22 protein-coding genes are annotated in these 25,173 nt (G+C 73.4%); 7 read left to right on the top strand and 15 right to left on the bottom strand.

What is annotated here, in order from left to right:
- Window positions 1–66: 66 nt before the first annotated feature.
- The 10 genes from ACIRQF_RS28595 to ACIRQF_RS28550 form a co-directional block, all read right to left on the bottom strand.
- Window positions 67–1,413 (bottom strand): sulfate adenylyltransferase subunit 1, encoded by a 1,347-nt coding sequence (locus tag ACIRQF_RS28595; protein ID WP_404096199.1) that lies wholly within the window; start codon window positions 1,411–1,413, stop codon window positions 67–69.
- Entirely contained in the window at window positions 1,413–2,348 is a 936-nt protein-coding gene (gene cysD, locus ACIRQF_RS28590) for a sulfate adenylyltransferase subunit CysD (RefSeq protein ID WP_404096196.1), read from the bottom strand. The genes ACIRQF_RS28595 and cysD overlap by 1 nt, the downstream gene beginning before the upstream one ends.
- Entirely contained in the window at window positions 2,345–2,914 is a 570-nt protein-coding gene (gene cysC / locus ACIRQF_RS28585) for an adenylyl-sulfate kinase (protein WP_404096193.1), read from the bottom strand. The genes cysD and cysC overlap by 4 nt, the downstream gene beginning before the upstream one ends.
- The gene (locus ACIRQF_RS28580; RefSeq protein ID WP_376629088.1) at window positions 2,914–3,621 is read right to left on the bottom strand and encodes a phosphoadenylyl-sulfate reductase; all 708 of its coding nucleotides are present in this window, start codon (window positions 3,619–3,621) and stop codon (window positions 2,914–2,916) included. Before ACIRQF_RS28580 ends, cysC begins: the two co-directional genes overlap by 1 nt.
- Window positions 3,618–3,797, bottom strand: coding sequence for a hypothetical protein (locus ACIRQF_RS28575; protein WP_376629090.1), 180 nt, complete (start codon window positions 3,795–3,797; stop codon window positions 3,618–3,620). Before ACIRQF_RS28575 ends, ACIRQF_RS28580 begins: the two co-directional genes overlap by 4 nt.
- Window positions 3,794–5,491, bottom strand: a complete 1,698-nt coding sequence (locus ACIRQF_RS28570) for a nitrite/sulfite reductase (RefSeq protein ID WP_382481364.1) — start codon at window positions 5,489–5,491, stop codon at window positions 3,794–3,796. Before ACIRQF_RS28570 ends, ACIRQF_RS28575 begins: the two co-directional genes overlap by 4 nt.
- Window positions 5,492–5,617: 126 nt before the next feature.
- Window positions 5,618–5,701, bottom strand: coding sequence for a putative leader peptide (locus ACIRQF_RS28565; protein WP_351188065.1), 84 nt, complete (start codon window positions 5,699–5,701; stop codon window positions 5,618–5,620).
- 186 nt (window positions 5,702–5,887) lie between these two features.
- A complete protein-coding gene (locus ACIRQF_RS28560; protein ID WP_376629094.1) occupies window positions 5,888–6,457 on the bottom strand; it encodes a GNAT family N-acetyltransferase in 570 nt (189 codons plus the stop codon).
- A gap of 401 nt (window positions 6,458–6,858) precedes the next feature.
- Window positions 6,859–8,160: a GAF domain-containing protein gene (locus ACIRQF_RS28555; protein ID WP_382481361.1), complete on the bottom strand. Its 1,302-nt coding sequence runs from the start codon at window positions 8,158–8,160 to the stop codon at window positions 6,859–6,861.
- Between the two features lie 475 nt (window positions 8,161–8,635).
- A complete protein-coding gene (locus ACIRQF_RS28550; RefSeq protein WP_404096187.1) occupies window positions 8,636–10,291 on the bottom strand; it encodes an acyl-CoA dehydrogenase family protein in 1,656 nt (551 codons plus the stop codon).
- Between the two features lie 17 nt (window positions 10,292–10,308).
- Here ACIRQF_RS28550 and ACIRQF_RS28545 point away from each other — a divergent pair, with 17 nt between their 5' ends.
- Together ACIRQF_RS28545 and ACIRQF_RS28540 are read left to right on the top strand one after the other, a co-directional pair.
- Window positions 10,309–11,433, top strand: a complete 1,125-nt coding sequence (locus tag ACIRQF_RS28545; protein ID WP_376629100.1) for a YihY/virulence factor BrkB family protein — start codon at window positions 10,309–10,311, stop codon at window positions 11,431–11,433.
- A 69-nt stretch (window positions 11,434–11,502) separates the two neighbouring features.
- Window positions 11,503–12,192, top strand: a complete 690-nt coding sequence (locus ACIRQF_RS28540; RefSeq protein ID WP_404096184.1) for a helix-turn-helix domain-containing protein — start codon at window positions 11,503–11,505, stop codon at window positions 12,190–12,192.
- A gap of 27 nt (window positions 12,193–12,219) precedes the next feature.
- On the opposite strand, the gene ACIRQF_RS28535 is transcribed toward ACIRQF_RS28540, so the two are convergent.
- Window positions 12,220–12,639, bottom strand: a complete 420-nt coding sequence (locus ACIRQF_RS28535) for a VOC family protein (RefSeq protein WP_404096182.1) — start codon at window positions 12,637–12,639, stop codon at window positions 12,220–12,222.
- A 160-nt stretch (window positions 12,640–12,799) separates the two neighbouring features.
- Here ACIRQF_RS28535 and ACIRQF_RS28530 point away from each other — a divergent pair, with 160 nt between their 5' ends.
- From ACIRQF_RS28530 to ACIRQF_RS28520, 3 genes are all read left to right on the top strand, one after another.
- Window positions 12,800–13,618, top strand: a complete 819-nt coding sequence (locus ACIRQF_RS28530) for an SDR family NAD(P)-dependent oxidoreductase (protein ID WP_404096179.1) — start codon at window positions 12,800–12,802, stop codon at window positions 13,616–13,618.
- Between the two features lie 259 nt (window positions 13,619–13,877).
- Window positions 13,878–14,999, top strand: coding sequence for a ribosome small subunit-dependent GTPase A (rsgA, locus tag ACIRQF_RS28525; protein ID WP_376629108.1), 1,122 nt, complete (start codon window positions 13,878–13,880; stop codon window positions 14,997–14,999).
- A gap of 193 nt (window positions 15,000–15,192) precedes the next feature.
- Window positions 15,193–16,608, top strand: coding sequence for an AlkA N-terminal domain-containing protein (locus ACIRQF_RS28520; RefSeq protein WP_404096176.1), 1,416 nt, complete (start codon window positions 15,193–15,195; stop codon window positions 16,606–16,608).
- Between the two features lie 329 nt (window positions 16,609–16,937).
- Here ACIRQF_RS28520 and ACIRQF_RS28515 read toward each other — a convergent pair whose 3' ends face one another.
- From ACIRQF_RS28515 to ACIRQF_RS28500, 4 genes are all read right to left on the bottom strand, one after another.
- Window positions 16,938–17,318, bottom strand: a complete 381-nt coding sequence (locus tag ACIRQF_RS28515) for a PPOX class F420-dependent oxidoreductase (protein WP_376629111.1) — start codon at window positions 17,316–17,318, stop codon at window positions 16,938–16,940.
- A gap of 146 nt (window positions 17,319–17,464) precedes the next feature.
- Entirely contained in the window at window positions 17,465–17,947 is a 483-nt protein-coding gene (locus ACIRQF_RS28510; protein WP_404096173.1) for a DUF456 domain-containing protein, read from the bottom strand.
- A gap of 65 nt (window positions 17,948–18,012) precedes the next feature.
- On the bottom strand, window positions 18,013–18,447 hold the full coding sequence (locus ACIRQF_RS28505; protein WP_382481341.1) for a hypothetical protein: 435 nt from the start codon (window positions 18,445–18,447) through the stop codon (window positions 18,013–18,015).
- A gap of 76 nt (window positions 18,448–18,523) precedes the next feature.
- On the bottom strand, window positions 18,524–19,507 hold the full coding sequence (locus tag ACIRQF_RS28500; protein WP_376629117.1) for a helix-turn-helix domain-containing protein: 984 nt from the start codon (window positions 19,505–19,507) through the stop codon (window positions 18,524–18,526).
- A gap of 235 nt (window positions 19,508–19,742) precedes the next feature.
- Between ACIRQF_RS28500 and ACIRQF_RS28495 the strand changes: the two genes are divergently transcribed.
- Window positions 19,743–23,570 (top strand): S8 family peptidase, encoded by a 3,828-nt coding sequence (locus ACIRQF_RS28495; RefSeq protein WP_404096169.1) that lies wholly within the window; start codon window positions 19,743–19,745, stop codon window positions 23,568–23,570.
- A 135-nt stretch (window positions 23,571–23,705) separates the two neighbouring features.
- On the top strand, window positions 23,706–25,157 hold the full coding sequence (locus tag ACIRQF_RS28490; RefSeq protein WP_404096167.1) for a protein phosphatase 2C domain-containing protein: 1,452 nt from the start codon (window positions 23,706–23,708) through the stop codon (window positions 25,155–25,157).
- Window positions 25,158–25,173 lie beyond the last annotated feature (16 nt).

Genomic DNA, 25,173 nt, shown 5'->3' with positions numbered 1-25,173 from the left:
CGAGGGCACCGGAGCCCACCCGGCCGCCCTCCTTGGCGAACGTGGAGTACATGTTCTTGACCATGCTCAGAAGTCCCACCCTTCTTCGTCCTCGGCCGCGGTGACGGCCTTGTTCGTGGCGAACGACTCGCCCGCCATGCCCGCGGCCAGCGTGGTGCCGTCCGCCGGGTCGATCAGCAGGAACGAGCCCGTACGGCGCGAGTCGGCGTACGCGTCGAGCGCGAGCGGCTCGGCGGTGCGGACCCTGACCCGGCCGATGTCGTTGGCGACGAGCTGACCCGGGTCCGGGTGCTGGGAGAGGTCGTCCAGGGTGAGCCGGGACGGGATCTCCTTCACGATCGCCTTGACCGTACGCGTGGTGTGCTTGAGCAGCACCCGCTGGCCCACGGCGAGCGGCCGGTCCGCCACGTGGCACACGGTCGCCTCGACGTCCTGGCTGGTCGCCGGGGCGTCGGCGCTCGGGGCCAGCAGGTCGCCGCGCGAGATGTCGATGTCGTCGGCGAGCCGGATGGTGACCGACTGCGGGGCCCAGGCGATGTCCACGGACTCGCCGAGCGCGTCGATCGCCGTGATCGTCGACGTCTTGCCGGAGGGCAGGACGGTGACCTCCTCGCCGACCCGGAACGCGCCGGCCGCGATCTGGCCCGCGTAGCCGCGGTAGTCGGGGTGTTCGGGGGTCTGCGGACGGATCACGTACTGCACCGGGAAGCGCGCGTGGCAGGCGGTCAGGTCGTGGCTGACCGGCACGGTCTCCAGGTGCTCCAGGACGGTCGGTCCGCCGTACCAGTCCATGTTGGCGGACGGCTCCACGACGTTGTCGCCGGCGAGCGCGGAGATCGGGATCGCGGTGATCTCGGGGACCCCCAGCTCCGACGCGTACGTCGTGAACTCCTCGGCGATCGTGGCGAAGACGGGCTCCTGGTAGTCGACCAGGTCCATCTTGTTCACGGCCAGGACCACGTGCGGGACGCGCAGCAGCGCGGCGACGGCGGCGTGCCGGCGGGTCTGCTCGACGACGCCGTTGCGGGCGTCGACCAGGACCACGGCCAGCTCGGCCGTCGAGGCGCCCGTCACCATGTTCCGGGTGTACTGCACGTGCCCGGGGGTGTCCGCCAGGATGAACCGGCGCCGCGGGGTCGCGAAGTAGCGGTACGCCACGTCGATGGTGATGCCCTGCTCCCGCTCGGCCCGCAGACCGTCGGTGAGCAGCGCCAGGTCCGGGGCCTCCTGGCCGCGCGACCGCGAGGCGTGCTCCACGGCCTCCAGCTGGTCGGTGAGGACCGACTTGGAGTCGTGCAGGAGCCGGCCCACCAGGGTGGACTTGCCGTCGTCGACGGAACCGGCGGTCGCGAAGCGCAGCAGGGTGGTGGCCGCCAGCTCGGCGGCCGGCTGCTGTTCGGTGGACGTGCTCATTAGAAGTACCCCTCGCGCTTGCGGTCTTCCATCGCGGCCTCGGACATCTTGTCGTCCGCCCGGGTGGCGCCCCGCTCGGTGAGCCGGGACGCGGCGATCTCGGCGATCACGGCATCCAGCGTGGTGGCGTCGGAGTCCACCGCGCCGGTGCAGGACATGTCGCCGACCGTGCGGTAGCGGATCAGCCGGGTCTCGACGGTCTCCGACTCCTTCGGGCCGCCCCACTCGCCGGCCGTCAGCCACATGCCGTTGCGCTGGAACACCTCGCGCTCGTGCGCGAAGTAGATGTCCGGGAGCGCGATCCGCTCCCGCTGGATGTACTGCCAGACGTCCAGCTCGGTCCAGTTGGACAGGGGGAACACGCGGACGTGCTCACCGGGGGCGTGCCGGCCGTTGTACAGCTGCCACAGCTCGGGGCGCTGGCGGCGCGGGTCCCACTGGGAGAACTCGTCACGGAGGCTGAACACCCGCTCCTTGGCGCGGGCCTTCTCCTCGTCGCGACGGCCGCCGCCGAACACGGCGTCGAAACGGTGCTGCTGGATCGCCTCGGTCAGCGGGACGGTCTGCAGCGGGTTGCGGGTGCCGTCCGGACGCTCGCGCAGCTTGCCCGCGTCGATGTAGTCCTGCACGGAGGCGACGTGCAGCCGCAGGCCGTGCTCGGCGACCACGCGGTCGCGGTACTCGATGACCTCGGGGAAGTTGTGCCCGGTGTCGACGTGCAGCAGCGTGAAGGGGACCGGCGCCGGGGCGAAGGCCTTCAGCGCCAGGTGCAGCATGACGATGGAGTCCTTGCCGCCGGAGAAGAGGATCACCGGTCGCTCGAACTCGCCCGCCACCTCACGGAAGATGTGGACGGCCTCGGACTCCAGCGAGTCGAGGTGCGACAGCGCGAACGGACTGTCGGTCGCCTCGTGGGCGTGGGCAACGGTGGTCACAGCAGACCCCTCTCGGTGAGCAGCGCGTGAAGCTGCGCCGCGGACTCCTGCACGGTCTGGTTCTGGGACTCGATCCGGAGATCGGGCGTCTCGGGTGCCTCGTACGGGTCGTCGACGCCGGTGAGCCCGCTGATCTCGCCCGCCGCCTGCTTGGCGTACAGGCCCTTCACGTCGCGGACCGAGCACACCTCCACCGGAGTGGCCACGTGCACCTCGACGAACGCGGTGCCCTCGGCCTGGTGGCGCTTGCGGACGGCCTCGCGGCTGTCGGCGTACGGGGCGATCACGGGGACCAGCACCTTGACCCCGTGCGAGGCGAGCAGCTCCGCGACGAAGCCGATCCGCTGCACGTTGGTGTGGCGGTCCTCGCGGGAGAAGCCGAGGCCCGCGGACAGGAACTCGCGGATCTCGTCGCCGTCGAGGATCTCGACGCGCTGCCCCTCCTCGCGCAGCCGGCCGGCCAGCTCGTACGCGATGGTGGTCTTGCCGGCGCTGGGCAGGCCCGTGAGCCAGATGGTGGCACCGGTCACGTGGTTCTCCTGGGAGGTCTGGGGGGTGGTGGTCATCAGCCGTGCAGCCCGCATTCGGTCTTGGCGCGCCCGGCCCAGCGGCCGGCCCGGGCGTCCTCGCCCTCGGCGACCCGGCGGGTGCAGGGCGCGCAGCCGACGGAGGCGTAACCGTCCATGAGTAGCGGGTTGGTGAGCACCCCGTGCTCCAGGACGTAGGCCTCGACGTCCTCCTGCGTCCAGCGGGCGATCGGGGAGACCTTCACCTTCTGCCGCTTCTCGTCCCAGCCGACCACCGGGGTGCCGGCCCGGGTCGGGGACTCGTCGCGGCGCAGGCCGGTCGCCCACGCGGCGTAGCCGGTCAGACCCTCTTCGAGGGGCTTCACCTTGCGCAGCGCGCAGCACAGGTCCGGGTCGCGGTCGTGCAGCTTCGGGCCGTACTCGGCGTCCTGCTCGGCCACGGTCTGACGCGGGGTCAGGGTGATGACGTTGACGTCCATGACGGCGTCGACCGCGTCACGGGTGCCGATGGTCTCCTCGAAGTGGTAGCCCGTGTCGAGGAAGACGACGTCCACACCGGGCCTGGCACGCGAGGCGAGATGGGCGACCACCGCGTCCTCCATGGAGGAGGTGACGCAGAAGCGCTCGCCGAAGGTGTCGACCGCCCACTGGAGGATCTCCAGCGCGGAGGCGTCCTCCAGCTCGCGGCCGGCCTGCTCGGCAAGTGCCTTCAGGTCGGCCGCGGTCGCGTCCTGAGTGATCGTCATAGCTGTTCCCCTCCGCCGGAGTTGCTCGAAGTGCCCGGGGCGAGCAGCCCCAGGAACTTCAGCTGGAAGGCTCGGCTGCACGCGGCGCATTCCCAGGCGCCGTGCCCCTGCTCGTTGGGCCGCAGGTCCTCGTCGCCGCAGTACGGGCAGTGGAACGGGGCCGCCCGCTCGCTCATGACAGGGCCTCTTCCGAGGCGCGCGCCGCCCAGGTGGCGAAGCGCTCGCCGTCCTCGCGCTCCGCCTGGAAGCGCTTCAGCAGCCGCTCGACGTAGTCCGGCAGCTCGGCCGAGGTGACCTTCAGACCGCGGACCTTGCGGCCGAAGCCGGCCTCCAGACCGAGCGCGCCACCCAGGTGCACCTGGTAGCCCTCGACCCGGTTGCCGTCGTCGTCGAGGACCAGCTGGCCCTTGAGACCGATGTCGGCGACCTGGATGCGGGCGCAGGCGTTCGGGCAGCCGTTGATGTTGATCGTCAGCGGCTCGTCGAAGTCCGGGACGCGGCGCTCCAGTTCGTCGATGAGCGAGGAGCCGCGGCCCTTGGTCTCGACGATGGCCAGCTTGCAGAACTCGATGCCGGTGCAGGCCATCGTGCCGCGCCGGAACGGCGAGGGGGTGACCCGCAGGTCGAGCGACTCCAGGGCGGAGACGATCGACTCGACCTTCGACTCCTCGATGTCGAGGACGATCATCTTCTGCTCGGCGGTGGTGCGCACCCTGCCCGAGCCGTGCTCCTCGGCGATCTCGGCGATCTTCGTCAGCGTGGCGCCGTCGACCCGGCCGACGCGCGGGGCGAAGCCGACGTAGAAGCGCCCGTCCTTCTGCTGGTGGACGCCCACGTGGTCGCGCCACCGGCCGGCGGGCTCCGTGGGGGCGGGCCCGTCCGTCAGCTTGCGCTTCAGGTACTCGTCCTCCAGGACCTGGCGGAACTTCTCCGGGCCCCAGTCGGCGACGAGGAACTTCAGGCGCGCGCGGTTGCGCAGCCGGCGGTAGCCGTAGTCGCGGAAGATCGAGATGACGCCCTCGTAGACGTCCGGCACCTCGTCGAGGGAGACCCAGGTGCCCAGCCGTACGCCGAGCTTGGGGTTGGTGGACAGACCGCCGCCGACCCAGACGTCGAAGCCGGGACCGTGCTCGGGGTGCTCCACGCCGACGAAGGCGATGTCGTTGATCTCGTGCGCCACGTCGAGCAGCGGCGAGCCGGAGACCGCCGACTTGAACTTACGGGGCAGGTTGGAGAAGTCCTTGTTGCCGATGATCCGCCGCTGGATCTCCTCGATCGCGGGGGTGCCGTCGATGATCTCGTCCTGGGCGATCCCGGCGACCGGCGAGCCGAGGATGACACGCGGGGTGTCACCGCAGGCCTCGGTCGTCGACAGGCCGACGGCCTCCAGCCGGTTCCAGATCTCCGGGACGTCCTCGATCCGGATCCAGTGGTACTGGACGTTCTGCCGGTCGGTGATGTCGGCCGTGCCGCGCGCGAACTCCTCGGAGATCTCGCCGATGACCCGCAGCTGCTCGGTGGTCAGGCGGCCGCCGTCGATGCGGACCCGGAGCATGAAGTACTCGGCGTCCAGCTCCTCCGGCTCCAGGACACCGGTCTTGGTGCCGTCGAGACCCTCACGACGCTGGGTGTAGAGACCCCACCAGCGCATGCGACCACGCAGGTCGTTGGGGTCGATGGAGTCGAAGCCGCGCTTCGAGTAGATCGTCTCAATACGTGTCCGCACATTGAGACCGTCGTCATCCTTCTTGAACTGCTCATTGCCGTTCAGCGGGGTGAAGTGCCCCGCGGCCCACTGACCCTCGCCACGGTGTCGCCCGGCCTTGCGGCGGGCGGTGGCGGGAGTGGGGTTTTCCGGGGTGGCGGCCATGGCGATATGTCCTTCGGGACTGCGGGAGGGCGGCTCTGACCTGCACACTCGCGCTCGGATGTGAGGGTGGCGCGGCAGTGCGCAGAGAACGGGACGTCAGGAGAATGTGCGGCGGTGCTGAGGTGCTCAGCGCGCCGAACAGATGGCGCTGGACATGCGGCCGAGGTCGACGTGCCGCCGACTCACCAAGGCAATTCCAGTTCCAGACATGACGGAAGCGTGTCACGGGACTTTGGACCCAGTCCAGCTTCGTCCACGATGTGGACAAGGTCGTCTCGCTCCACGAGACGGTGTGGTGTGGGTCACGCGAAAGGGGCCCAGCTCAGGGCCCCTTCGGCAGGTCGTGCGGTGGTGCGGTGCCGCGGTCCCGTGCGTCGACGCGGGACCTGCGGCCCCTCAGGCGTGGGCGCCGGGCCAGGGACCGGGGGTCTCGACCTCCTCGGCCTGCTCGACCTTCGTGTCGAAGAGCCGGAAACCGCGGCGCTCGTAGTTGGCCATCGCGTGCTCCCCGTCGAGGGAGCAGGTGTGCAGCCACACCCGCTTGGTGGGTTCGCGGTCCGGCCAGCGTTCCGCCAGGTCCCAGGCGCGCTCCACCCCGTACGACAGCAGGTGCCCGCCGATCCCGTGACCCCGGAAGGCCGGGACGAGCCCGAAGTACACGATCTCGACCACGCCGTCGTCCTGCGGGTCCAGCTCCACGTACCCGGCCGGCGTCCCCTGCTCGTACGCCACCCAGATCTCGGCACCCGGCTTCTCCACGATCTCCTGCCACTGCGCGTACGTCAGGGACAGGCGGTCGGTCCAGCGGATGTCGCCGCCGACCGCCGTATAGAGGAAGCGGCTGAACTCCGCCGAGGGCACCCCGGCCCGCGCGATCGTGACGTCACGGCCCTCGGGGGCGGGGACCGGACGCAGATCGGCGGGCGAGGTCTGTTCCAGGGACCAGGTGGTGAGAGTGATGCTCATGGGCTTATCGCATCATGCGGAGCGCAGGATTCCCACCGTGTTCGGTCCTGGCGGACAAGCTGTCCGGCATACGGACACGGCTGGACGCCGTGCCCGCATCCCGTCCCCTCTTACCGCACCGGGTGATCCGAGCCCGCCGCCGGCGGCGGGCTCGGATCACCCGGTGCGGCCTGGCGACGACCCCGGGAGCGGTCTCGTGCGGCCCGCCTCCGCGGCCCAGCGGGGCCAGGCCGTGCCAGGCCGTGCCAGGCCGCGCGCCGCGCCCGGCGGCGCCCAGCAGGACCAGCGGCCGCGTCCGGCCGCGTCCGCGCCGCCGGGCTACGCGGTTGTGCCCGTCCGTGCCGCCCGGACCGGCGGGCTACGCGGTTGTGCCCGTCCGTGCCGCCGCCCGCGCCGCCGGGCTACGCGGTCGTGCCCGTCCGTGCCGCCCGGATCGCCGGGGCCGTCGACTGGGGGAGGAGGCCCGAGGGGTGGGTGGGGCGGCGGAGTTCCACGGCCACCTCCTCGCTGAAGCGGTACGGGCGGTGGGCGAGGACGCCGGCCAGGTTGCGGCGGATGCGGGACAGCTCCGCGCGGACCGTGACCGTACGGGTGCGGTCGCCGAACACGTCCTCGGCCAGGTCCGCCGCCGTACGCCCCTCCGGGTGGAGCGCGAGGAGGTAGAGGAGTTCGGCGTGCCGCGGGCTGAGCTCCTGGGTCCAGCTGCCGGCCGCGCCCGAGACGGCGACCGTCCAGCGGTGCGGCCGGCTCAGGTCGAGCACCACGTGGCTCGCCGCGCCGGACGCGGTGTCGGCCGGGCGGGCCTCCTCCTCGACCCGCAGCAGCCAGCCGCCCGGGAGCGGTTCGACCGCGCACATGCCGAGCGACGGCAGCCAGACCCGGCCCGCGCGGAAGGACTTGGGCAGCGCCAGCCGGTCCACCGGTGCCAGACCGGTCACCGCCGCCGTCCAGCCGTGCGTGTCCACGGCGACGGCGCGGCCGCCCACCCGGCACAGGATCGGCGCGGCCACCGACCGCAGCCGCTCGATCGACCGCAGATGGCGCTGGCGCATCTCCGCCTCCGCCAGTTGCGCGACCGACGCGACGAGCGCGAGCGTCGCCGGGTGGAAGCTGGAGGCCGGACCGCTCACGTCGACGATGCCCAGAAGGCGCTGGTCGCGCGGGTCGTGGACGGGGGCCGCAGCGCAGGTCCAGTTGTGCAGGGTGTGGACGTAGTGTTCGGCGGAGTGGACCTGCACGGCCTTGCCCATGGCGAGCGCCGTCCCCACGGCGTTCGTCCCGGTGGTCTGTTCGCTCCAGGCCGCGCCCTCCTCCAGACAGATGCCGTTGGCCTGGCGCATCACCGCCAGGTTGCCCTCGCGCCACAGCACCCGGCCCAGCTCGTCCGTCACCACCATGATCTGCATCGAGGCGTCCGCGATGCCCGCGAGCCCCGCGCTGAGCGTCCGCATCACCTCGCCCAGCACGGTCGAACGGCGCCGCTCCTCCAGCTCGTCCCGGCGCAGCAGCACACTGTTCGTCCCCCGGTCGGGGTCGAGGCCGATCCGGGCCATCCGCTGCCAGGACGCGTCGATCACCGGCCGGGGAGCCACCGGCGGGGTCCGGCCGGCCAGGGTCTCCTCCCGGACCCTGTGCAGCAGACGGCTCGCCTTGACGGAATCCATGGCGGCAAGCCGGTTCAGGTCGAGCTGAGTGTCGTTCATCGGTCCCTTCCAGTCCCCGCGGTGCCGTATCGGTGCTGTATCGGTTCTGCACTGTGCGAGTCCCGGCGCCCATGGTGCCGCTCCGCAGCGTCACGCGCGGCGCGCTTCGGGTAATCCTGCAACCTTTTGCAACTCTGGCGACCCCGGACCCCGTACACGAGGGTGTAACCGAAGCGGAGGGTGGTGCCGTGTCGGCGCAGCACCACCCTCGGCTTTTCCGCGCGTGCCGACCCCCTCGGGTCCACCCCCGGTACGCGCGGCCACTCGCCTCGCCCGTCCGGGACTCACTCGCACGACGGGCTTCCCGAAACGACGTTCGGCGGCCGCAGGGCGGCGAGCCGGAGCCCCGGCGATCAGCTATCACCCACGCCCCGGGCGGCCGCCTCCCCGTCCGCGCCCCTTCCTGGACGACCGCCCGCGCCCCTTCCTGGACGACCGCCCGCGCCCCTTCCTGGACGACCGCCCGCGCCCCTTCCTAGACGACCGCCCGCGCCCGTTCCACCACCGTCGCCAGGTCCAGCGAGTGCGGCAGCGTCCCGAACGCGGCGCCCCAGTCGCCGCCCAGCCGCGACGCGCAGAACGCGTCCGCGACCTCCGGCGGCGCCCACCGCACCAGCAGCGCGCCCTGCAGCACCCGCGCCATCCGCTCCACCAGCCGGCGCGCCCGTGCCTCGATGCCCTCCAGGTCGGCGAGCTCGGCCAGCAGGTCGCGGATCGCCCGGTCCAGGCGGTGGTCCGCGCCCCGCGCCCGTCCCACCTCCGTCAGGAAGGCGTTCAGGGCCTGCGGCTCCCGCTGGAGCGCCCGCAGCACGTCGAGCGCCTGCACGTTCCCCGCGCCTTCCCAGATCGAGTTCAGCGGTGACTCGCGCAGCAGCCGCGGCAGCCCCGACTCCTCCACGTAGCCGTTCCCGCCCAGGCACTCCAGGGCCTCCGCCACCACCGGCGTGCACCGCTTCGTCACCCAGTACTTCGCCGCCGGCACCGCGATCCGCAGCAGCGCGCGCTCCGCGTCCGTGTCGGCGTCGTACGCCGCCGCCAGCCGCAGCCCCAGCACCGTCGCCGCCTCCGACTCCAGCGCCAGATCGGCCAGCACGTTGCGCATCAGCGGCTTGTCGACGAGGAGGCCGCCGAACGCGCTGCGGTACGAGGCGTGGTGCACCGCCTGCGTCACCGCCTGCCGCATCAGCGCCGCCGAGCCCAGCACGCAGTCCAGCCGGGTCGCCGCCACCATCCCGATGATCGTGCGGATCCCGCGCCCCTCCTCGCCGACCCGGCGCGCCCACGTCGACCCGTCGAACTCCACCTCGGCCGACGCGTTCGAGCGGTTGCCGAGCTTGTCCTTCAGCCGCTGGACCGCGAAGGCGTTGCGCGACCCGTCCGGCAGCACCCGCGGGACGAGGAAGCAGGTCGGGCCGTCCCCTCCGGTGGCGGGGGAGGCCTGCGCGAGCACCAGGAAGCCGTCCGACATCGGTGCCGAACAGAACCACTTGTGCCCCGTCAGGACGTACTCCCCGTCGGCCGCCAGCGGCTCGGCCCGGGTCGTGTTCGCCCGTACGTCGCTGCCGCCCTGCTTCTCCGTCATGCCCATCCCGAGCAGCACGCCGGCCTTCTCCAGCGGCGGCCGCAGGCCCTGCTCGTAGACGCGCGACGCGAGCAGCGGCTCCCACGCCGCCGCCAGCTCCGGCTCGGCGCGGAGCGCCGGCACCGCCGCGTGGGTCATCGACAGCGGACAGCCGTGCCCCGCCTCCACCTGGGAGGCGAGCAGGAAGGCCGCCGCCCGCCGCACATGTCCACCCGGACGGCCCCACGCCGCGCCCGCCAGCCCCGCGCCGACCCCGCGGCCGAGCAGCCGGTGCCAGGCCGGGTGGAACTCCACCTCGTCGATCCGGTTCCCGTACCGGTCATGGGTCCGCAGCCGCGGCGGGTACTCGTTCGCGAGCCGCCCCCATTCCTGCGCCTGCGCCGATCCCGCCGAGACCCCGAGGGCCGTCAGCTCCTCGCGCGCCTCGTCGTGGACGTCCTGCGGCAGGTGCCGCTCCACGGCCTCCGCGAGGGCCGCGTCGGACGCGAACATGTCGTACCCCACCAGGGGCGGAGCCTGGTTGGTCACGGTGTGGGTGCCGGGTGCCATGCCGATACGGTAAGGAGGTGCAGGCAGCAAACGAAACACCCGAACGGCCCGAGCGGCGGCCCTGGAGCAGGCTCCACCGCGCCCGCGTCCTCTACCGCAACGTCTCCAAGCGGAAGATGGTCTGGCTGCTCCTCAAGGACACGGTCAACTCGTGCATCGAGTACCGCATCCTCGGTCTGGCCGCCGAGGCCGCGTTCTTCACCCTGCTGTCACTGCCGCCGCTGCTGCTCGGCCTGATCGCCCTCCTGGGCTACGCGGACGAGTGGACCAACACCGACACCGTCGCCAGCATCGAGGAGAACATCCTCCACGCCGCCGGGACCGTCCTCTCCGACCGCGGCGTCCGGGAGATCGCCCGCCCCCTCCTGGAGGACGTCACCCAGGGCAAACGCCCCGACCTCATCTCCCTCGGCTTCGCCATCGCCCTGTGGTCCGGCTCGCGCGCCGTCAACGTCTTCATCGACACGATCACCGTCATGTACGGCCTCGACGGGCACCGCGGCATCGTGAAGACCCGGCTCCTCGCCTTCCTGCTCTACATCGTCGCCCTGCTCATCGGCGCCGTGGTGCTGCCGCTCGCGGTCGTCGGCCCCGACCGGATCGTCGAGATCGTCCCCTGGGGCACGGAAGTCGTCTCGGTCCTGTACTGGCCGACGGTCATCCTCCTGTCCATCGCCTTCCTGACGACGCTCTACCACGTCTCCGTCCCCGTCCGCTCCCCGTGGATCGAGGACATCCCCGGCGCCCTCGTCGCCCTCGCGATGTGGGTCCTCGGCAGCTTCCTGCTCCGCATCTACCTGACCAGCCAGGTCGAGGGGCCCACCATCTACGGCTCCCTGGCCGCGCCCATCGCCGTCCTCCTCTGGATCGGCATCTCCGCCTTCGCCGTCCTCGTCGGAGCCGCGGTCAACGCCGCCATCGACCGCGTCTGGCCCTCCGTCGCCACCGCCGCCGCCCGCGAGGCCACCGAACGCGCCCGCGCCGCCCAGGCCGCCGACCTGGTCGCCCGCCTGCGTGCCGAGGCGGACGACGTGGACGAGGACGACCCCGACATGCCGTCGGAGTTCCCGGAACGCTGGTCGAAGTTCCTGCCGCCGGACGACGTGAAGTCGCGTCTGCACTCCGGGTGGGAGAAGGACTGACTGCTCGTCCCGGACCGGGAGCCGCTCCGGCGCGGGGCCGGTGCCGGTGGTCCGGCCTACCCTGAGGGGGTGTACGAGGAACGTCCCGCCCGGCTCGACGGAGCGGTCGTCTGGAGCAACAGCCCGACCGGCCAGGGCTTCCGGCCGGTCCTGCCCGACGGGTGCATGGATCTGATCTGGGCCGACGGGCGGCTGCTCGTGGCCGGTCCCGACACCCGGGCGTACGTCCCCGAGGGCCCCGCCGCCCGGTACGCCGGGGTGCGCTTCGCGCCCGGCGACGCACCCACCGTGCTCGGCGTCGAGGCGAGCGCCCTGCGCGACCTGCGGGTCGACCTCGGCGACCTCTGGGGCGCCCGCACGGCCCGCCGCCTCGCCGACGGCGTGACCGGCGCGCCCGACCGGGGGACCGCCCTGGAGACACTGGTGCTGCGCCGCGCGTCCGACGCGCCCGCCCCCGACCCGCTGCTGCGCGCGGTGGTCGCCCGGCTCCGCGCGGGTGCGAGCGTCGGGGTCGCGGCGGACACGGTCGGGCTCGGCGCCCGGCAACTGCACCGGCGCTCGCTCGTCGCGTTCGGGTACGGGCCGAAGACCCTGGCCCGGATCCTGCGGCTGCGCCGGGCGCTGGACCTCGCCGCGGCCGGGATGCCGTACGCCGAGGCGGCCCTCCGCGCGGGCTGCGCGGACCAGGCCCACCTGGCCCGCGAGATGCGCGCGCTCACCGGTACCACCTTGACGGCCTACCTCGCGGCGGTCCCGTAGGGGTTCCGTGCCGATCAGGCAGGCTCGCTATGCCTCCCCCGTCCCGTCCGCGTACAGCGACACCGCAGCCCCGTCCGGGTCGAGCACGACCGCGTAGCGCTGGCCCCAGACGGCGTTCCAGGGCTTGAGGTGGCCGCGGTGGCCGGCAGCGGTGAGGGCTTCGTAGACCGTGTCGACCTCGTGCGGGTCCGCGCAGCGGAAGGCGAGCGCGACCCGGTCGCCGCCACCGGCCGGGCGGGTCCGGCCGGGGTCGTAGGACCGTACGACCTCCTCGGTGTCCCACAGCACCCGCAGGCCGCCGGGCAGGGTCACCTCCACGTGCGGGGCGGACTCGGCGCCCGGCGGGACGTCCAGGCCGAGCAGGCGGTAGAAGGCGAGGGAGGCGGCCATGTCGGAGGTGACCAGGCCGATGACGTCGAGACGGGGGGTGGATCGGTTCTCGTTCATGCCCCGCACGGTAGGAGCGCCTCGCCCGGCGCGTCTTGAACGGATCGGACACCGTGCACCCCGCACCTCCGCCCCCTCTCGCGTCTCCAGGGTGGTGGTGCCGACACCAGGTCCATCACCCACTCCCCACTCCGTGCCGCACCCTGACAACGTCTGTGCCATGAACCAGCGCACCACTCTCGTCACCGGCGCCACCTCCGGCATGGGCCGCGCCCTCGCCCTCGACCTGGCCGCCCGCGGCGGCACGCTCCTGCTGCACGGCCGGGACCGCGCCCGGCTGGACGGCGTGGCCGCCGAGGCGCGGGCCGTCGCCGCCCCGGGCGCCACCGTCCGCACGTACGTCGCCGACCTGGCCGACCTCGACCAGGTGCACACCCTCGCCGAGCGCGTCCGCGCGGCGGAGCCGCGTCTCGACGGTCTGATCAACAACGCCGTGGCCGGAGGCGGCGCCCGGCCGCTGGTGCGCGAGCTGAGCGCCCAGGGGCACGAACTCCGTTTCGCCGTGAACCACTTGGCGCCCTACGCCCTCACCCGGGGCCTGCTGCCGCTGCTCACGGCGTCGGCTCCCGCCCGCGTCGTCAACGTCGCGTCCATCGGCCAGGAAGCCGTCGACTTCGACGACGTCATGCTGGAGCGCGCCTACGAGGGCCTGCGCGCCTACTGCCGCAGCAAGCTGGCCCTGATCATCGCCACCTTCGAACTCGCAGCCGAACTGCGCGGCACCGGGGTGACGGTGAACACCCTGCACCCCGCACATCTCATGGACACGCCCGGCGTCCGCGCGTACGGGCTGGCGCCCGCCGTCGGCACGGAGGAGGGTGTCCGGCCGACCGTTCGCCTGCTCCTCGACCCCGAACTCGCCGGCACCACGGGGCGCTACTTCGACCGGTTCACCGACAGCCGGGCCCATGAGCAGGCGTACGACACCGACGCCCGAGCCCGGTTGATGGAGCTGACACACCGTCTGATCCGCCGCTGAAGGGAGGGGAGCGGGAGGGAGAACAAATGCGTGGCGCTCCCCGTGGGGGCCGCGCTACGGTGAGCGCTCACGAAGACCGCGGTCCAGAAGGCCGCGGTCCGGAAGACCGTCGAGACCAGGAGGTGTGACCGATGGCTGTCGTCACGAAGGGCCGTGCCCGCATCCAGATGATCGTCCACTCCACCTCCGTGGCCACCGGCTGACCTCTTCTTCCAGCTGCCCGCGCGCAGCGCCGGGGCCACCCTGTGAAGGGCTCCCCTTGTCTTCCTCGCTTTCCTCTTCTTTCTCCTCCTCCACCTTCTCCTCCGCCCTGCGCGCCTACGGCTGGGACGAGGCCTGGGAGGCCGAGTTCGCCCCGTACGCCGCTCAGGGTCTGCTGCCCGGGCGGGTCGTCCGGGTCGACCGCGGGCAGTGCGACCTCGTGACCCCCGAGGGTCTCGTGCGCGCCGACACCGCGTTCGTCACCCCGCACGACCCGCTGCGGGTCGTCTGCACCGGTGACTGGGCCGCCGTCGACCCCGAGGGCGTCGGCGATCCGCGCTACGTACGGGCATGCCTGCCGCGCCGTACGGCCTTCGCCCGTTCCACCTCGTCCAAGCGGTCCGAGGGGCAGATCCTCGCCGCCAACGTCGACCACGCGATCATCACCGTCTCGCTGGCCGTCGAGCTCGACCTGGGCCGGATCGAGCGCTTCCTGGCGCTCGCCTGGGAGTCCGGCGCGCAGCCGCTCGTCGTCCTCAGCAAGGCCGATCTGGTGCCCGACCCCGTCGGTCTGTCGTACCTGGTCGAGGACGTCGAGACGGTCGCCCCCGGCGTCCAGGTGCTGCCCGTCAGCTCCCACACCGGCGAGGGGCTCGACGTGCTCCACGCGGTCGCGGCGGGCGGGACGAGCGTGCTGCTCGGCGTCTCCGGCGCCGGCAAGTCGACCCTCGCCAACACCCTGCTCGGCGACGACGTCATGGACGTCCGGGCGGCGCGTGACGTGGACGGCAAGGGCCGGCACACCACGACCACCCGCAACCTGCTCGTCCTCCCCGGCGGCGGCGTGCTCATCGACACCCCGGGCCTGCGGGGCGTCGGCCTCTGGGACGCCGAGGCCGGGGTCGGTCAGGTCTTCGCGGAGATCGAGGACCTGGCGGCGCAGTGCCGCTTCCAGGACTGCGGTCATGCGTCGGAGCCCGGCTGTGCGGTCACCGCCGCCATCGCCGACGGCTCCCTTCCCGAGCGGCGTCTGGAGAGCTACCACAAGCTCCTGCGGGAGAACCAGCGCCTGGTGGCCAAGACCGACGCCCGCGTCCGCGCCGAGATCCTCAAGGACTGGAAGCGCAAGGGCGCGGAGGGCCGTGCGGCGATGGACATCAAGCGGGGCCGCCTGCGCTGAGCCTGCCGTCCACTCGCGGCCGCGAGCGGACGGGTGACGGGTGACGGGCGCCGGGTGGTGGGCGCCGAGTGGCGGTGGCGGTGGCGGGCGGGCCTCGGGCCGCCCGCCACCCGCCGCACGCCCCAGGGCCCGCACCCGTCTCCGTGTCCGAAATCCGCCAGCCGGGCTCCCTGCCCTCCCGCAGACTGGAGGCATGACGGACACGGCGACGGCGACCGCGGCAGTGGGCGCGAGCGCGGACGAGGACACCCGGTACGAGGCGGTCAGCAGCAGGGACGCGCGGTTCGACGGCGTGTTCTTCTTCGCGGTCGCCACCACCGGCATCTACTGCCGGCCCAGCTGCCCGGCCGTCACCCCCAAGCGGCGCAACGTCAGCTTCTTCCCCAGCGCCGCGGCGGCGCAGGGGCACGGCTTCCGGGCCTGCCGGCGGTGCCGGCCCGACGCCGTGCCGGGCTCGGCCGAGTGGAACGTGCGGGCCGACGTCGTCGCGCGGGCCATGCGCATGATCGGCGACGGGGTCGTGGACCGCGAGGGCGTGCCCGGGCTCGCCGTACGCCTCGGATACAGCGCCCGGCAGGTGCAGCGGCAGCTCACCGCCGAGCTCGGGGCGGGCCCCGTCGCGCTCGCCCGCGCCCAGCGCGCGCACACCGCGCGGCTGCTGCTGCAGACCACCGGCCTGCCCGTCACCGAGATCGCCTTCGCCTCCGGTTTCGCCAGCGTCCGGCAGTTCAACGACACCATGCGCGCCGTCTACGCCCGCACCCCCACCGAGCTGCGCACCGAGTCCGGCACCGGGGCGGGCCCGCGCACCGCGCTCGCCGCCGGGGTCCCGCTGCGGCTCGCGCACCGGGGTCCGTACGCCGCCGGGGAGGTCTTCGACCTGTTGGCCGCCGAGGCGGTCCCGGGCATCGAGGAGGTCGTCGGCGCACCCGGCGCCCGCACGTACCGGCGCACGCTCCGGCTGCCGTACGGCATCGGGATCGTGTCCGTCGACGAGCGGTCCCCGGGCCGCTGGCTGGAGGCCCGAATCCATCTCACCGAGCTCCGTGACCTCACCACCGCCGTCCAGCGGCTGCGGCGGCTGCTCGACCTGGACGCCGACCCGTACGCCGTCGCCGAGCGCCTCGGCGCCGACCCGGCCCTCGCCGCCGAGGTCGCGGGGCGGCCCGGCGTCCGCTCACCCGGTACGGCCGAGCCGGAGGAGTTCGCCCTGCGGACGGTCGTCGGGCCGGAGGAGGCCGCGCGGCTGGTCGAGCGGTACGGCACGCCCCTGCAGACCCCCTGCGGCACGCTCCGCCATGTCTTCCCCGAGCCCGGCGCGCTCACCGGCCACCCGGTCGCCGGCCCGCTGGCCGCGGCGCTCGCCGACGGGAACCTGCGGCTCGACCCGGGCGCCGACCGCGACGCCTCCGCCGCCGCCCTCGCCGCCGTCCCGGGGATCACCCCGCGGGCCGCCGCCGTCATCCGCACGCGCGCCCTCGGGGACCCGGACGTCGCGCCGGAGGGCCTCCCGGACCACCCGGAATGGCGGCCCTGGCGCTCGTACGCCGCCCGCTACCTGCGCATCCCCGGGGAACGTCCCGCCGACCGGGCCGCGCGCCCGGCGTGATCCGCGGACACCCTCGGGGACGTCCCGCCGCTCACCGGCCACGAGCCGGTCGACCCGCTCACCGGCCGACGAGCCGGTCGACCCGCTTGGGGACCGTCGGCCTGGTCCCGTATGGGGACGGTCGGCCTGGTCCCGTATGGGCACGGTCGGCCTGGTCCCGTATGGGGACGGTCGGCCTGGTCCCGTACGGGGACCGTCGGCCTGATCCCGTACCGGACCGGTGACCTGACCGGATCGGACGACCGCGAGCCCGGCCCGATCGGCAGGACGGCCCGACAACGCCCCGCCGGGGCGCGACAAGGCACCGACCGGGCCCGGCGAGGCCCCGCCTAGACCTCGTCCAGCCCCCAGCTGTGGATCCGGCGCGGGTGGATGCGGATCACCTCCTCGCTGAAGTACGGGCCCAGGATGTGCGGGCCCACGAGGAGCTCCGCCTCTCCGCGGATCTCCACGCCGCGCACCTGCCAGGGGCGGACGCTCGCCAGGTCGTCGACGACCAGGGCCACCTTCGGGTTGGTGCGGAGGTTGCGCCACTTCTTCGTCCCGCCCATGGCCCGGCCGCCGACCAGGACGGTGCCGTCGTCCTGCGGGAAGAAGCCCACCGGGTTGGCCTGCGGCTGCCCGGTGGGGTCGACCGTGGCCATCCGTCCGAGCCGCTGCGTCCGCAGATACGCCTGCTCGGCCTCGCTGAAACCGTCGAAATCCCTCATAGCTCCAGGATCCCCTCGGGGGCGCCCCCGAGGGGATCCTGGAGCTATCAGGGGATCCGCCCCGCCCCGCGGGGGATCCGCGCGCCGCCCGGTCCGGCGGCCTTCACCGGTCCCGGGAGACTCCGCTCCGGACACGGGGGCGAGGCTCAGCCCCAGATCACCGCCCCCGCCCACGCCCCCACGATCAGCAGGCACGCGAACAGCTCCACCAGGACGCTCGTCCCCGCCGCGCGCATCACCGTGCGGGTGGCCGCCCTGGCCTGGCCGTGACCGCCCAGGCGGAGGCGTTCGGAGAGGTAGATGCCGCCGACGAAACCCGGGATCGCGCCGAGCACCGGGATCAGGAAGAAGCCCAGGAGGGAGCCGAACCCCGCGTACGCCACCATCCGCCGGGTGATGCCGACGCCCCGGAAGCGGCGGGGCGGCAGCTGCCACACGACCACCTGGGTGAGGAGCAGCAGGCCGGTGGAGGAGACGAGGAGGATCCACGCGAGGCCGGTCTGCTCGTGCAGCGACCACCACAGCATCGCCGCCCACACCAGCCACGTTCCCGGCACGCCGGGCGTCAGGACCCCGAACAGGCCGAGCAGCATCACCATCGCGATCAGCAGGAGCTGCCACACACCCATCTGCCAAGGGTGCAGGACGGCCGGTGTTCTCGCAGGTCAAGGCGGACGGACGGGGGACGGAGCGGTCAGTGGGCGATCGGCAGGGCCGCGGCGACCAGATTGCGCGCCTTGCGGTCGACCAGCGGGAAGATGATCTTCAGGGAGGTCTCGCTGTACGGCGACGAGAGCACGAAGGAGGAGTTCAGGATCCGCTCCTTGATCTCCGAGCGGAACAGGCCCTCCCGCTGGATCGTCATCGTGTGCTCGACCGGCTTCGCGAACATCGGGTCCGCCCGGAAGATGAAGATCCGGCGGTCCGTCATCGCCAGGTACATCGGCGTCGGTACGGGGACCACCGTGACCGACCCGGCGCTGGCGATCGCCGACGCGATGCCGAAGGCGGCGGTCCGGCGCACCGACACCGAGCTCAGGTTGACGAGGGAGGTGACCTCCACCCGCTCCCCGGGCTCCAGCATCGGGGTGACGGTGGTCAGCAGGGCGCGGCGGCGCCTTCCGTTCATGGGCGGTGCTCCTGAGGTGCTTCGGAGGATACGGAGGAAAACCGGGCGCTCACCCTGCCATACGGCCCCGGGCGCCTCAGCGGCGGGCCACCCACCCCTTCTCGTACGCGTGCCAGCCCAGCTGCAGCCGGGTCGTCACACCGGTCAGCTCCATCAGGCCCTTCACCCGTCGCTGCACCGTCCGCAGGCCCAGGTCCAGCTGCTTGGCCACGCTCGCGTCCGTCATGCCGGCCAGCAGCAGGCTGAGGATCTCCAGGTCCGTGGGGTCGGGGCCCGCGGTCTCCTCCTCCGTCACCTGCGCGCCCGCGCCGAGCCGCAGCGGCAGGGCGTCGCGCCAGACCGACTCGAAGAGGCCCATGAGCGATTCGAGCAGGCCGCTGGCGTGCACCACGAGCGCGGCCGGCTCGGCGCCGCGGCCGGTGAGCGGGACCATCGCGAGGGTGCGGTCGGCGACCACGAGCTTGGTGGGCACCCGGTCCACCACCCGGATCTGCTCGTGGCGGCCGAGCGCCGCCGACAGCTCGACCAGGCCCGAGGGCAGGCCGAACACCTCGCGCTCGATCACCACGCGGTAGTGGACGCCGCGCTCGACGGCCAGCGCCTCCGCGGTGTTCTCCAGGCCGGACACGGCGATCGGCTTGCCCGTCACCAGCGCGCAGACCTCCTCCGTCGCGCCGAGCTGGAGCTGCAGGAAGCGGTGGGTGACGGCGCTGGCGCCGGTCACCACCTCGACCAGGTCGTGCACGGCCGGCTCGGTCGCCTCGGCGCGGTACTCCTGCGCGAGCAGCGCCGCCGCCATCTCGGCCTGCTCCAGCTCGTGCCGCTGCTGGGTGAGCAGGGCACCGAGCGCCACCCCGGGCGGGGCCGCGACCCAGCGGCCGGTGCGGGCCGAGGACTGGGCGGCCAGGCCCTGGGACTCCAGGCGGCGCAGGGCCCGTTCGGTGTCGTCCTGGGGGAGGGCGAGCCGATGGGCCAGGTCGGAGACCTCGGCCGCGCCCATCGCGACCAGCGCGCGGTAGGCGGACTCCGCCCGTTCGTCGAGACCTATCGCTCCCAGCATCGCTGACCCCACCCCTCGCGCGGACGTCCCCGGACGACCCGGGACATTTCCCGGACGCCCACCGGACGCATTCGTTCCGTTGGTGCCGTGGCGGGAATCGGCCACGGCGCATTCCCGCCGCGCCCATCCTGCCTGCACCACCCTCACCTCTGCCAATGTGGCGCCACCGCAGCATCAACAGCCTCCGGACATAGGCACCTTGTGCCGTCATGCCCGGAATCAGATGGGGAGAGCGATGCGCCCGATTTCGCGTACGGCCCTGGGGGCGGCGACCGCCGCCGTCCTGGCGGTCACCGCGGTCGCGGCGTCCGCGGCAGCAGCGCCGCAGGACGCCCCGGCGACCGGCAAGCGACCGCTGGTGGGCAGCGAGGCAGCCGCCCGCGCCGGCGAGCGAAGCGAGATGGGGGTCCCCCCGGCCGAAGGCCGGGGGAGGACCGCCACGGTCACCCTCGTGACCGGCGACCGGGTCGTGGTGACCCGCGACGCCGCAGGGGCCGCGGCCGCCGCCGCGCTGCCCCGCGAGGACGGCACCGTGCCGTTCCTGCAGACCCGCCGGTCCGGCCAGGACCTCTACGTCTACCCCGAGGGCGCCACCGCCGCGCTGGCCGCCGGCCGGGTCGACGAGGAGCTCTTCAACGTCACCGGACTCATCCGCCAGGGCTACGACGACGCCGGCTCGGCCACCCTGCCGCTCATCGCCGTCTACGGCACGGATCTGGCCACCGCCCGCGCGGTGCCGGCCGCCCCGCGCGGCGCCACCCGCGGCCAGGTCCTGAAGACCGTCGACGCGGTCGCGCTCAAGGCAGACAAGAAGCAGGCCGCGGCCTTCTGGGCCGACGTCACCGGCCCCGCCGCAGCCCGGTCTGCCGCCGGCGGCCTGAAGAAGCTGTGGCTCGACCGCAAGGTGCACGCCACCCTGGAGCGCTCGACCGCCCAGGTGCACGCCCCCGAGGCCTGGGCCGCCGGCTTCGACGGCACCGGCACCAAGGTCGCCGTCCTCGACACCGGCGCCGACGCCGAACACCCCGACCTCAAGGGCCGGATCGTCGCCGCGGAGAACTTCACCGACTCCGACAGCGCCGACGACCACCAGGGTCACGGCACCCACACCATCTCCACCGTCGGCGGCAGCGGCGCCGCGAGCGGCGGCAGGAAGAAGGGCGTCGCCCCCGGCGCGGCCCTCCTCAACGGCAAGGTCCTCAACGACTCCGGATCCGGAGCCACTTCGTGGATCATCGCCGGCATGGAGTGGGCCGTCGCCCAGGGCGCCGACGTCGTCTCCATGAGCCTCGGCAACCCCTCCGAGACCGACTGCACGGACCCGATGAGCGTCGCCGCCGAACAACTCTCCCAGAACAAGGGAACGTTGTTCGTCGTCGCCGCCGGCAACTCGGGCCCCGCCACCAACACGGTCTCCTCGCCCGGCTGCGCGCCGAGCGTCCTCACCGTCGGTGCCACCGACCGCGACGACTCCACCGCCTCCTTCTCCAGCCGCGGGCCCGCGGCCAACGCCACCCACACCCTCAAGCCGGAGATCGCCGCCCCCGGCGTCGGCATCTCCGCGGCCGCGGCCGGCGGCCGCGGCGTCTACGCCTACCAGTCGATGTCCGGCACCTCGATGGCCACCCCGCACGTCGCGGGCGCCGCCGCCGTCGTCAAGCAGCGCCACCCCGACTGGACCGCCCAGCAGATCAAGGCCGCGCTCGTCTCCTCCGCCGACAGCGGCGTCCCCGGTGACGCCCGCGAGGTCGGCGGCGGCCGCCTCGACGTCAAGGCCGCGATCGACCAGACGGTCCTCGGCGCCCCCGCCGTCCAGGGCGGCACCTTCGACTGGCCGCAGGACAGCAGCGACCGCAGCACCGTCGCCGTCCCCTACACCAACACCGGCAAGTCGCCCGTCACCCTCGACCTCGCCGTCGAGAAGGTCACCGGCAACGACGGCTCCGCCGTGCGTTCCCCCGTCGCCCGCCTCGCCCGGCGCACCGTGACCGTCCCGGCCGGCGGCACCGTCGAGGTCCCGCTCACGATCGACCCCACCGCCCGCCTGGAGCGCGCCCAGTACGGCGACGTCACCGGACGCGTGGTGGCCACCGGCACCGCCGGCAAGGGCCGCATCCACGTCTCCACCCCGTTCGCCCTCTACGTCGAGCCCGAAACCCTCACCCTGCGCGTCAAGCTGATCGACCGTCAGGGCCAGGCCGCCGCCGGCGCCTCCTCGCTCGACGTCATCGGGACCGACGACGCCCGCGGCGAGCGCCGCTTCAACGAAGGCTCCGCCGACCAGGTCTACCGACTGCGCGCCGGCAGCTACTTCCTCTCCTCCTTCGTCACCACCCCCGACGCGGGGGAGGGCGCCACGCTCAACGACTCGGTCAGCTACCTGGCCCGCCCGCAGCTGGAGCTGAAGAAGGACACCACGGTCGTCCTCGACGCCCGCCGGGCCCACCGCCTCCAGGTCCGCACCCAGCAGCCCTCCGAACTCCGCGGCGCCACACTCGCGTTCAGCCGCGCCTGGGACGACACCTGGCTGCACGCCGGCACCGCCACCGGCCCGCGCACCATCCGCGGCTACTACGCCTCCGTCGAAGGCCGCGCCGAGGACGGCACCTTCGGGTTCGGCAGCTACTGGCGGGCCGCCGCCCCGCAGATCAGCGAGCTCAGGACGGCCGACGGGCTGCGCCTGCACCCGCTGACCGGGTCCCTCGCCTCCGACAACCTCGACGGCACCGGCTCCGCCCGGCTCGTCGACGCGGGCACCGGCACCCCCGCCGAGCTCGCCGCCGCCCAGGTCAAGGGCCGGATCGCCCTGGTCCGCCTGCCCGACGACAGCACCGCGGCGGGCACCCTCGCCCGCAACGCCAAGGCGGCGGGCGCCGTCGCGGTGCTCGCGTACCACCAGGCCGAAGGCCGCTGGTACCCGAGCGGCGGCTTCACCGGAATCGGCCTGCCGGTCCTCTCGGTGCCCACCGCGGAAGCCACCCAGCTGCTCGGCAGGCTGGCCGCCGGCGAGGTCGCGCTCACCTGGAAGGCCACCGCGAAGAGCCCGTACGTCTACAACCTGGCCTTCCCGGAGAACCGCGCGATCCACGACGACCGGACCTACCGAGTCGAGGACCGCGACCTGGGCCGCACGGACTCCCGCTACGGCTCCTCCGGCGTCGAGACGGACTTCGTCGAGTTCCCCGCGGCCTACCGGCCCGACGGCACCGTCGTCAGCTTCGGCTCCCTGGAGACCGTCCCCGCGCCCGGCACCCGCACCGCCTACCACACCACCGGCGACATCGCCTGGCAGTCGCTCGTCGGCAGCAGCTTCCCGTTCGGTGAGCTGATGGTCGGTGAACGGCACGCCTACGCCCCCGGGGAGCACCGCACAGAGAACTGGTACGACGGCGTCATCGCCCCGACCGCCCCGCGCGACCCCGCCGGCCGGCCCGTGCTCGTCTCCGAGCGGCAGGGCAACCTCATCGGATTCGCCGACGCCATGTGGGGCGACAGCACGCACCACGCGGAGCCCGGTTCCTTCGGTGACATCGGCAACCTGCGGCTGACCAGGGACGGGGAGGAGATCGGTTCGACGGGCTGGCCGTTCGGAGTGTTCGAGGTGCCGGCCGAGCCGGGCACGTACACCCTGGAGCAGAACACCATGAAGATCGGCAGCAAGGTGTGGGCCCGCTCGGTTTCGGTCAACTCGGCATGGAAATTCACCTCCAAGCTTGACGAGAACGTCTATTCTCAAGGCATCCCGATTCTCTTCCCCCGGTACGACCTTCCGGAGGACGGACTCAAGACCCTCGCAGCGACCGACGGCCAACAGATCGGCCTCGGCGTGACGGGCCACGCGGGCTACACCCCCGCGGCACTCACCTCGGCCAGGCTCTCGTACTCCTACGACGGCGGCACGACCTGGACCGAAGCGCAGGTCTCCCACCAGGGCGACGCCTGGACCGCGACCGTGAACCACGCGGGCGCCACCGGCAAGCAGGTCACCCTGAAGACCGAACTGACGGACGCCAACGGCAACTCCGTCACCCAGACCGTGGTCCGCGCTTACGACGTGCGCTGATCACGCCGGTCCGCCGGGCGTCCTTCCCGTGGGGGGTGGGGTCGTCCGGCGGACCACCCCCCGCGTCACCGATTCACCGCGACACATTTGTGGATGTCCCGTTTTCTGACGGCCTGTGCGGTGGACAATATGGGCATGACGCAGCAGGGGGACACCAGCTGGTGGGACGAGCTCTACGACGAGGCGGCGCCCGACACCGGGCCCGCCCCGACCGGCGACAGCCTCGACGAGCGCTACGACTCCGCCGCCCGGACCACCACGGCCGCACCGGCCGGCGCGGCCGAAGCACCCGCCCGGCCCGCCGAGGCACCTCCGCCGCCCCCGCGCCCCGCGTCGCCCGTGCGACCCGAGCCGACGGTCGAGGCCGCGCCGCCCGTGCCGCCCGTGCCGACCGTCGAGGTCGAGCCGCCCGTGCCGCCCGTGCCGCCCGAGCCGACCGTCGAGGTCGAGCCGCCCGAGCCGGCCGCCCCGACCGCCGGGAGCGCGTCCGCCGAGAGCCCGTCCGTCGAGGCGCCCACCGTGCAGGTCCCCGCGCCCCGGCCCCACAGCGGGCACGTCGGCACCCGGCCCCCCACCTACGAGGCCGAGCCCACCCACCTGCCCGCCGCCCACCCGGGCGAGCTCGACGCACTCGTCGCCGACACCGTCCTCGACGGAGCCCGCTACGGCGCCTACACCCTGCGCGCCGCCTCCGTCCGCGGCGACTCTGCACGCTTCCGCGGCGAACCCCGCCGCGACGCCCTGCTCACCGCCCGCTTCGGCCAGGACGAGACCGCCCTCGTCCTCGTCGCCGTGGCCGCCGGCCGGCGGGCCACCGAGCACACCCACCTCGCCGCCGCCGATGTCTGCCGCTGGATCGGCGAGGCCGTCGGCCGCAGCCACACCCGGCTCTCCGAGGACATCCGCTCCGGCCGCCGCGGCGCCCTCAAGTCCGGCCTCCACCGGCTCACCGACCGCACCTACGGCAGACTCCGCGCCCGCGCCGTCGAACGTGGCCTCGACCCCGAGGAGTACACGGCCGGGCTGCGCTGCCTGCTGCTCTCCGCCGACCCCGAGTGCCGCACCCGGGTCTTCTTCGGCATCGGGCCCGGCGGCCTGTTCCGGCTCCGCGACGGCTCCTGGCAGGACATCGAGCCACTCCTGCCCGAACCCTCGGCGACCGTCGGCGCGCCCGTCGTCGGCTTCGGCTCCCCGTCCCCGGGTCCCGGACCGCAGGCCGCGAAGCAGACGCCGGACGCCCCCGGGGTTCCCGACGTGCCCGAGGCCGGTGAGGACGGTGACCGGCACACCATGAGGCTCGGCGTCACCGACGCCCCCGGCCGGCCGTTCGTCGAGGACCCGCTGCCGCCGCCCGCCGAACCCTTCCGCTTCCGCGCCTCCGTCGCCCGCGCAGGCGACACCCTGCTGCTCGCCTCGCCCGGTCTCGCCGCCCCCCTGCGCGGCGAACCGGCGCTCGCCCGAGAGCTCGCCGCCCGCTGGGCGGGGGCAGCCGAACCGCCCGGCCTCGCCGCCTTCCTCGCCGACACCCAACTGCGCGTCACCGGTTACGCCGACGACCGTACGGGGGTGGCGGTCTGGGAGGCGTAACCTCCCCGCCCGTGGG

It is taken from the genome of Streptomyces sp. NPDC101191, assembly GCF_044767915.1.
In the GTDB taxonomy this organism is placed as follows: domain Bacteria; phylum Actinomycetota; class Actinomycetes; order Streptomycetales; family Streptomycetaceae; genus Streptomyces.
This window is presented reverse-complemented; position numbering and strand designations above follow the sequence as displayed.

What these genes read in the sequence shown, in the direction of transcription:
- ACIRQF_RS28595 (WP_404096199.1), bottom strand. Translation starts at nt 1,413, where the DNA reads ATGAGCACGTCCACCGAACAGCAGCCGGCCGCCGAGCTGGCGGCCACC.
- cysC (WP_404096193.1), bottom strand. Translation starts at nt 2,914, where the DNA reads ATGACCACCACCCCCCAGACCTCCCAGGAGAACCACGTGACCGGTGCC.
- ACIRQF_RS28580 (WP_376629088.1), bottom strand. Translation starts at nt 3,621, where the DNA reads ATGACGATCACTCAGGACGCGACCGCGGCCGACCTGAAGGCACTTGCC.
- ACIRQF_RS28575 (WP_376629090.1), bottom strand. Translation starts at nt 3,797, where the DNA reads ATGAGCGAGCGGGCGGCCCCGTTCCACTGCCCGTACTGCGGCGACGAG.
- ACIRQF_RS28570 (WP_382481364.1), bottom strand. Translation starts at nt 5,491, where the DNA reads ATGGCCGCCACCCCGGAAAACCCCACTCCCGCCACCGCCCGCCGCAAG.
- ACIRQF_RS28565 (WP_351188065.1), bottom strand. Translation starts at nt 5,701, where the DNA reads ATGTCTGGAACTGGAATTGCCTTGGTGAGTCGGCGGCACGTCGACCTC.
- ACIRQF_RS28560 (WP_376629094.1), bottom strand. Translation starts at nt 6,457, where the DNA reads ATGAGCATCACTCTCACCACCTGGTCCCTGGAACAGACCTCGCCCGCC.
- ACIRQF_RS28555 (WP_382481361.1), bottom strand. Translation starts at nt 8,160, where the DNA reads ATGAACGACACTCAGCTCGACCTGAACCGGCTTGCCGCCATGGATTCC.
- ACIRQF_RS28550 (WP_404096187.1), bottom strand. Translation starts at nt 10,291, where the DNA reads ATGGCACCCGGCACCCACACCGTGACCAACCAGGCTCCGCCCCTGGTG.
- ACIRQF_RS28535 (WP_404096182.1), bottom strand. Translation starts at nt 12,639, where the DNA reads ATGAACGAGAACCGATCCACCCCCCGTCTCGACGTCATCGGCCTGGTC.
- ACIRQF_RS28530 (WP_404096179.1), top strand. Translation starts at nt 12,800, where the DNA reads ATGAACCAGCGCACCACTCTCGTCACCGGCGCCACCTCCGGCATGGGC.
- ACIRQF_RS28520 (WP_404096176.1), top strand. Translation starts at nt 15,193, where the DNA reads ATGACGGACACGGCGACGGCGACCGCGGCAGTGGGCGCGAGCGCGGAC.
- ACIRQF_RS28515 (WP_376629111.1), bottom strand. Translation starts at nt 17,318, where the DNA reads ATGAGGGATTTCGACGGTTTCAGCGAGGCCGAGCAGGCGTATCTGCGG.
- ACIRQF_RS28510 (WP_404096173.1), bottom strand. Translation starts at nt 17,947, where the DNA reads ATGGGTGTGTGGCAGCTCCTGCTGATCGCGATGGTGATGCTGCTCGGC.
- ACIRQF_RS28505 (WP_382481341.1), bottom strand. Translation starts at nt 18,447, where the DNA reads ATGAACGGAAGGCGCCGCCGCGCCCTGCTGACCACCGTCACCCCGATG.
- ACIRQF_RS28500 (WP_376629117.1), bottom strand. Translation starts at nt 19,507, where the DNA reads ATGCTGGGAGCGATAGGTCTCGACGAACGGGCGGAGTCCGCCTACCGC.
- ACIRQF_RS28495 (WP_404096169.1), top strand. Translation starts at nt 19,743, where the DNA reads ATGCGCCCGATTTCGCGTACGGCCCTGGGGGCGGCGACCGCCGCCGTC.
- ACIRQF_RS28490 (WP_404096167.1), top strand. Translation starts at nt 23,706, where the DNA reads ATGACGCAGCAGGGGGACACCAGCTGGTGGGACGAGCTCTACGACGAG.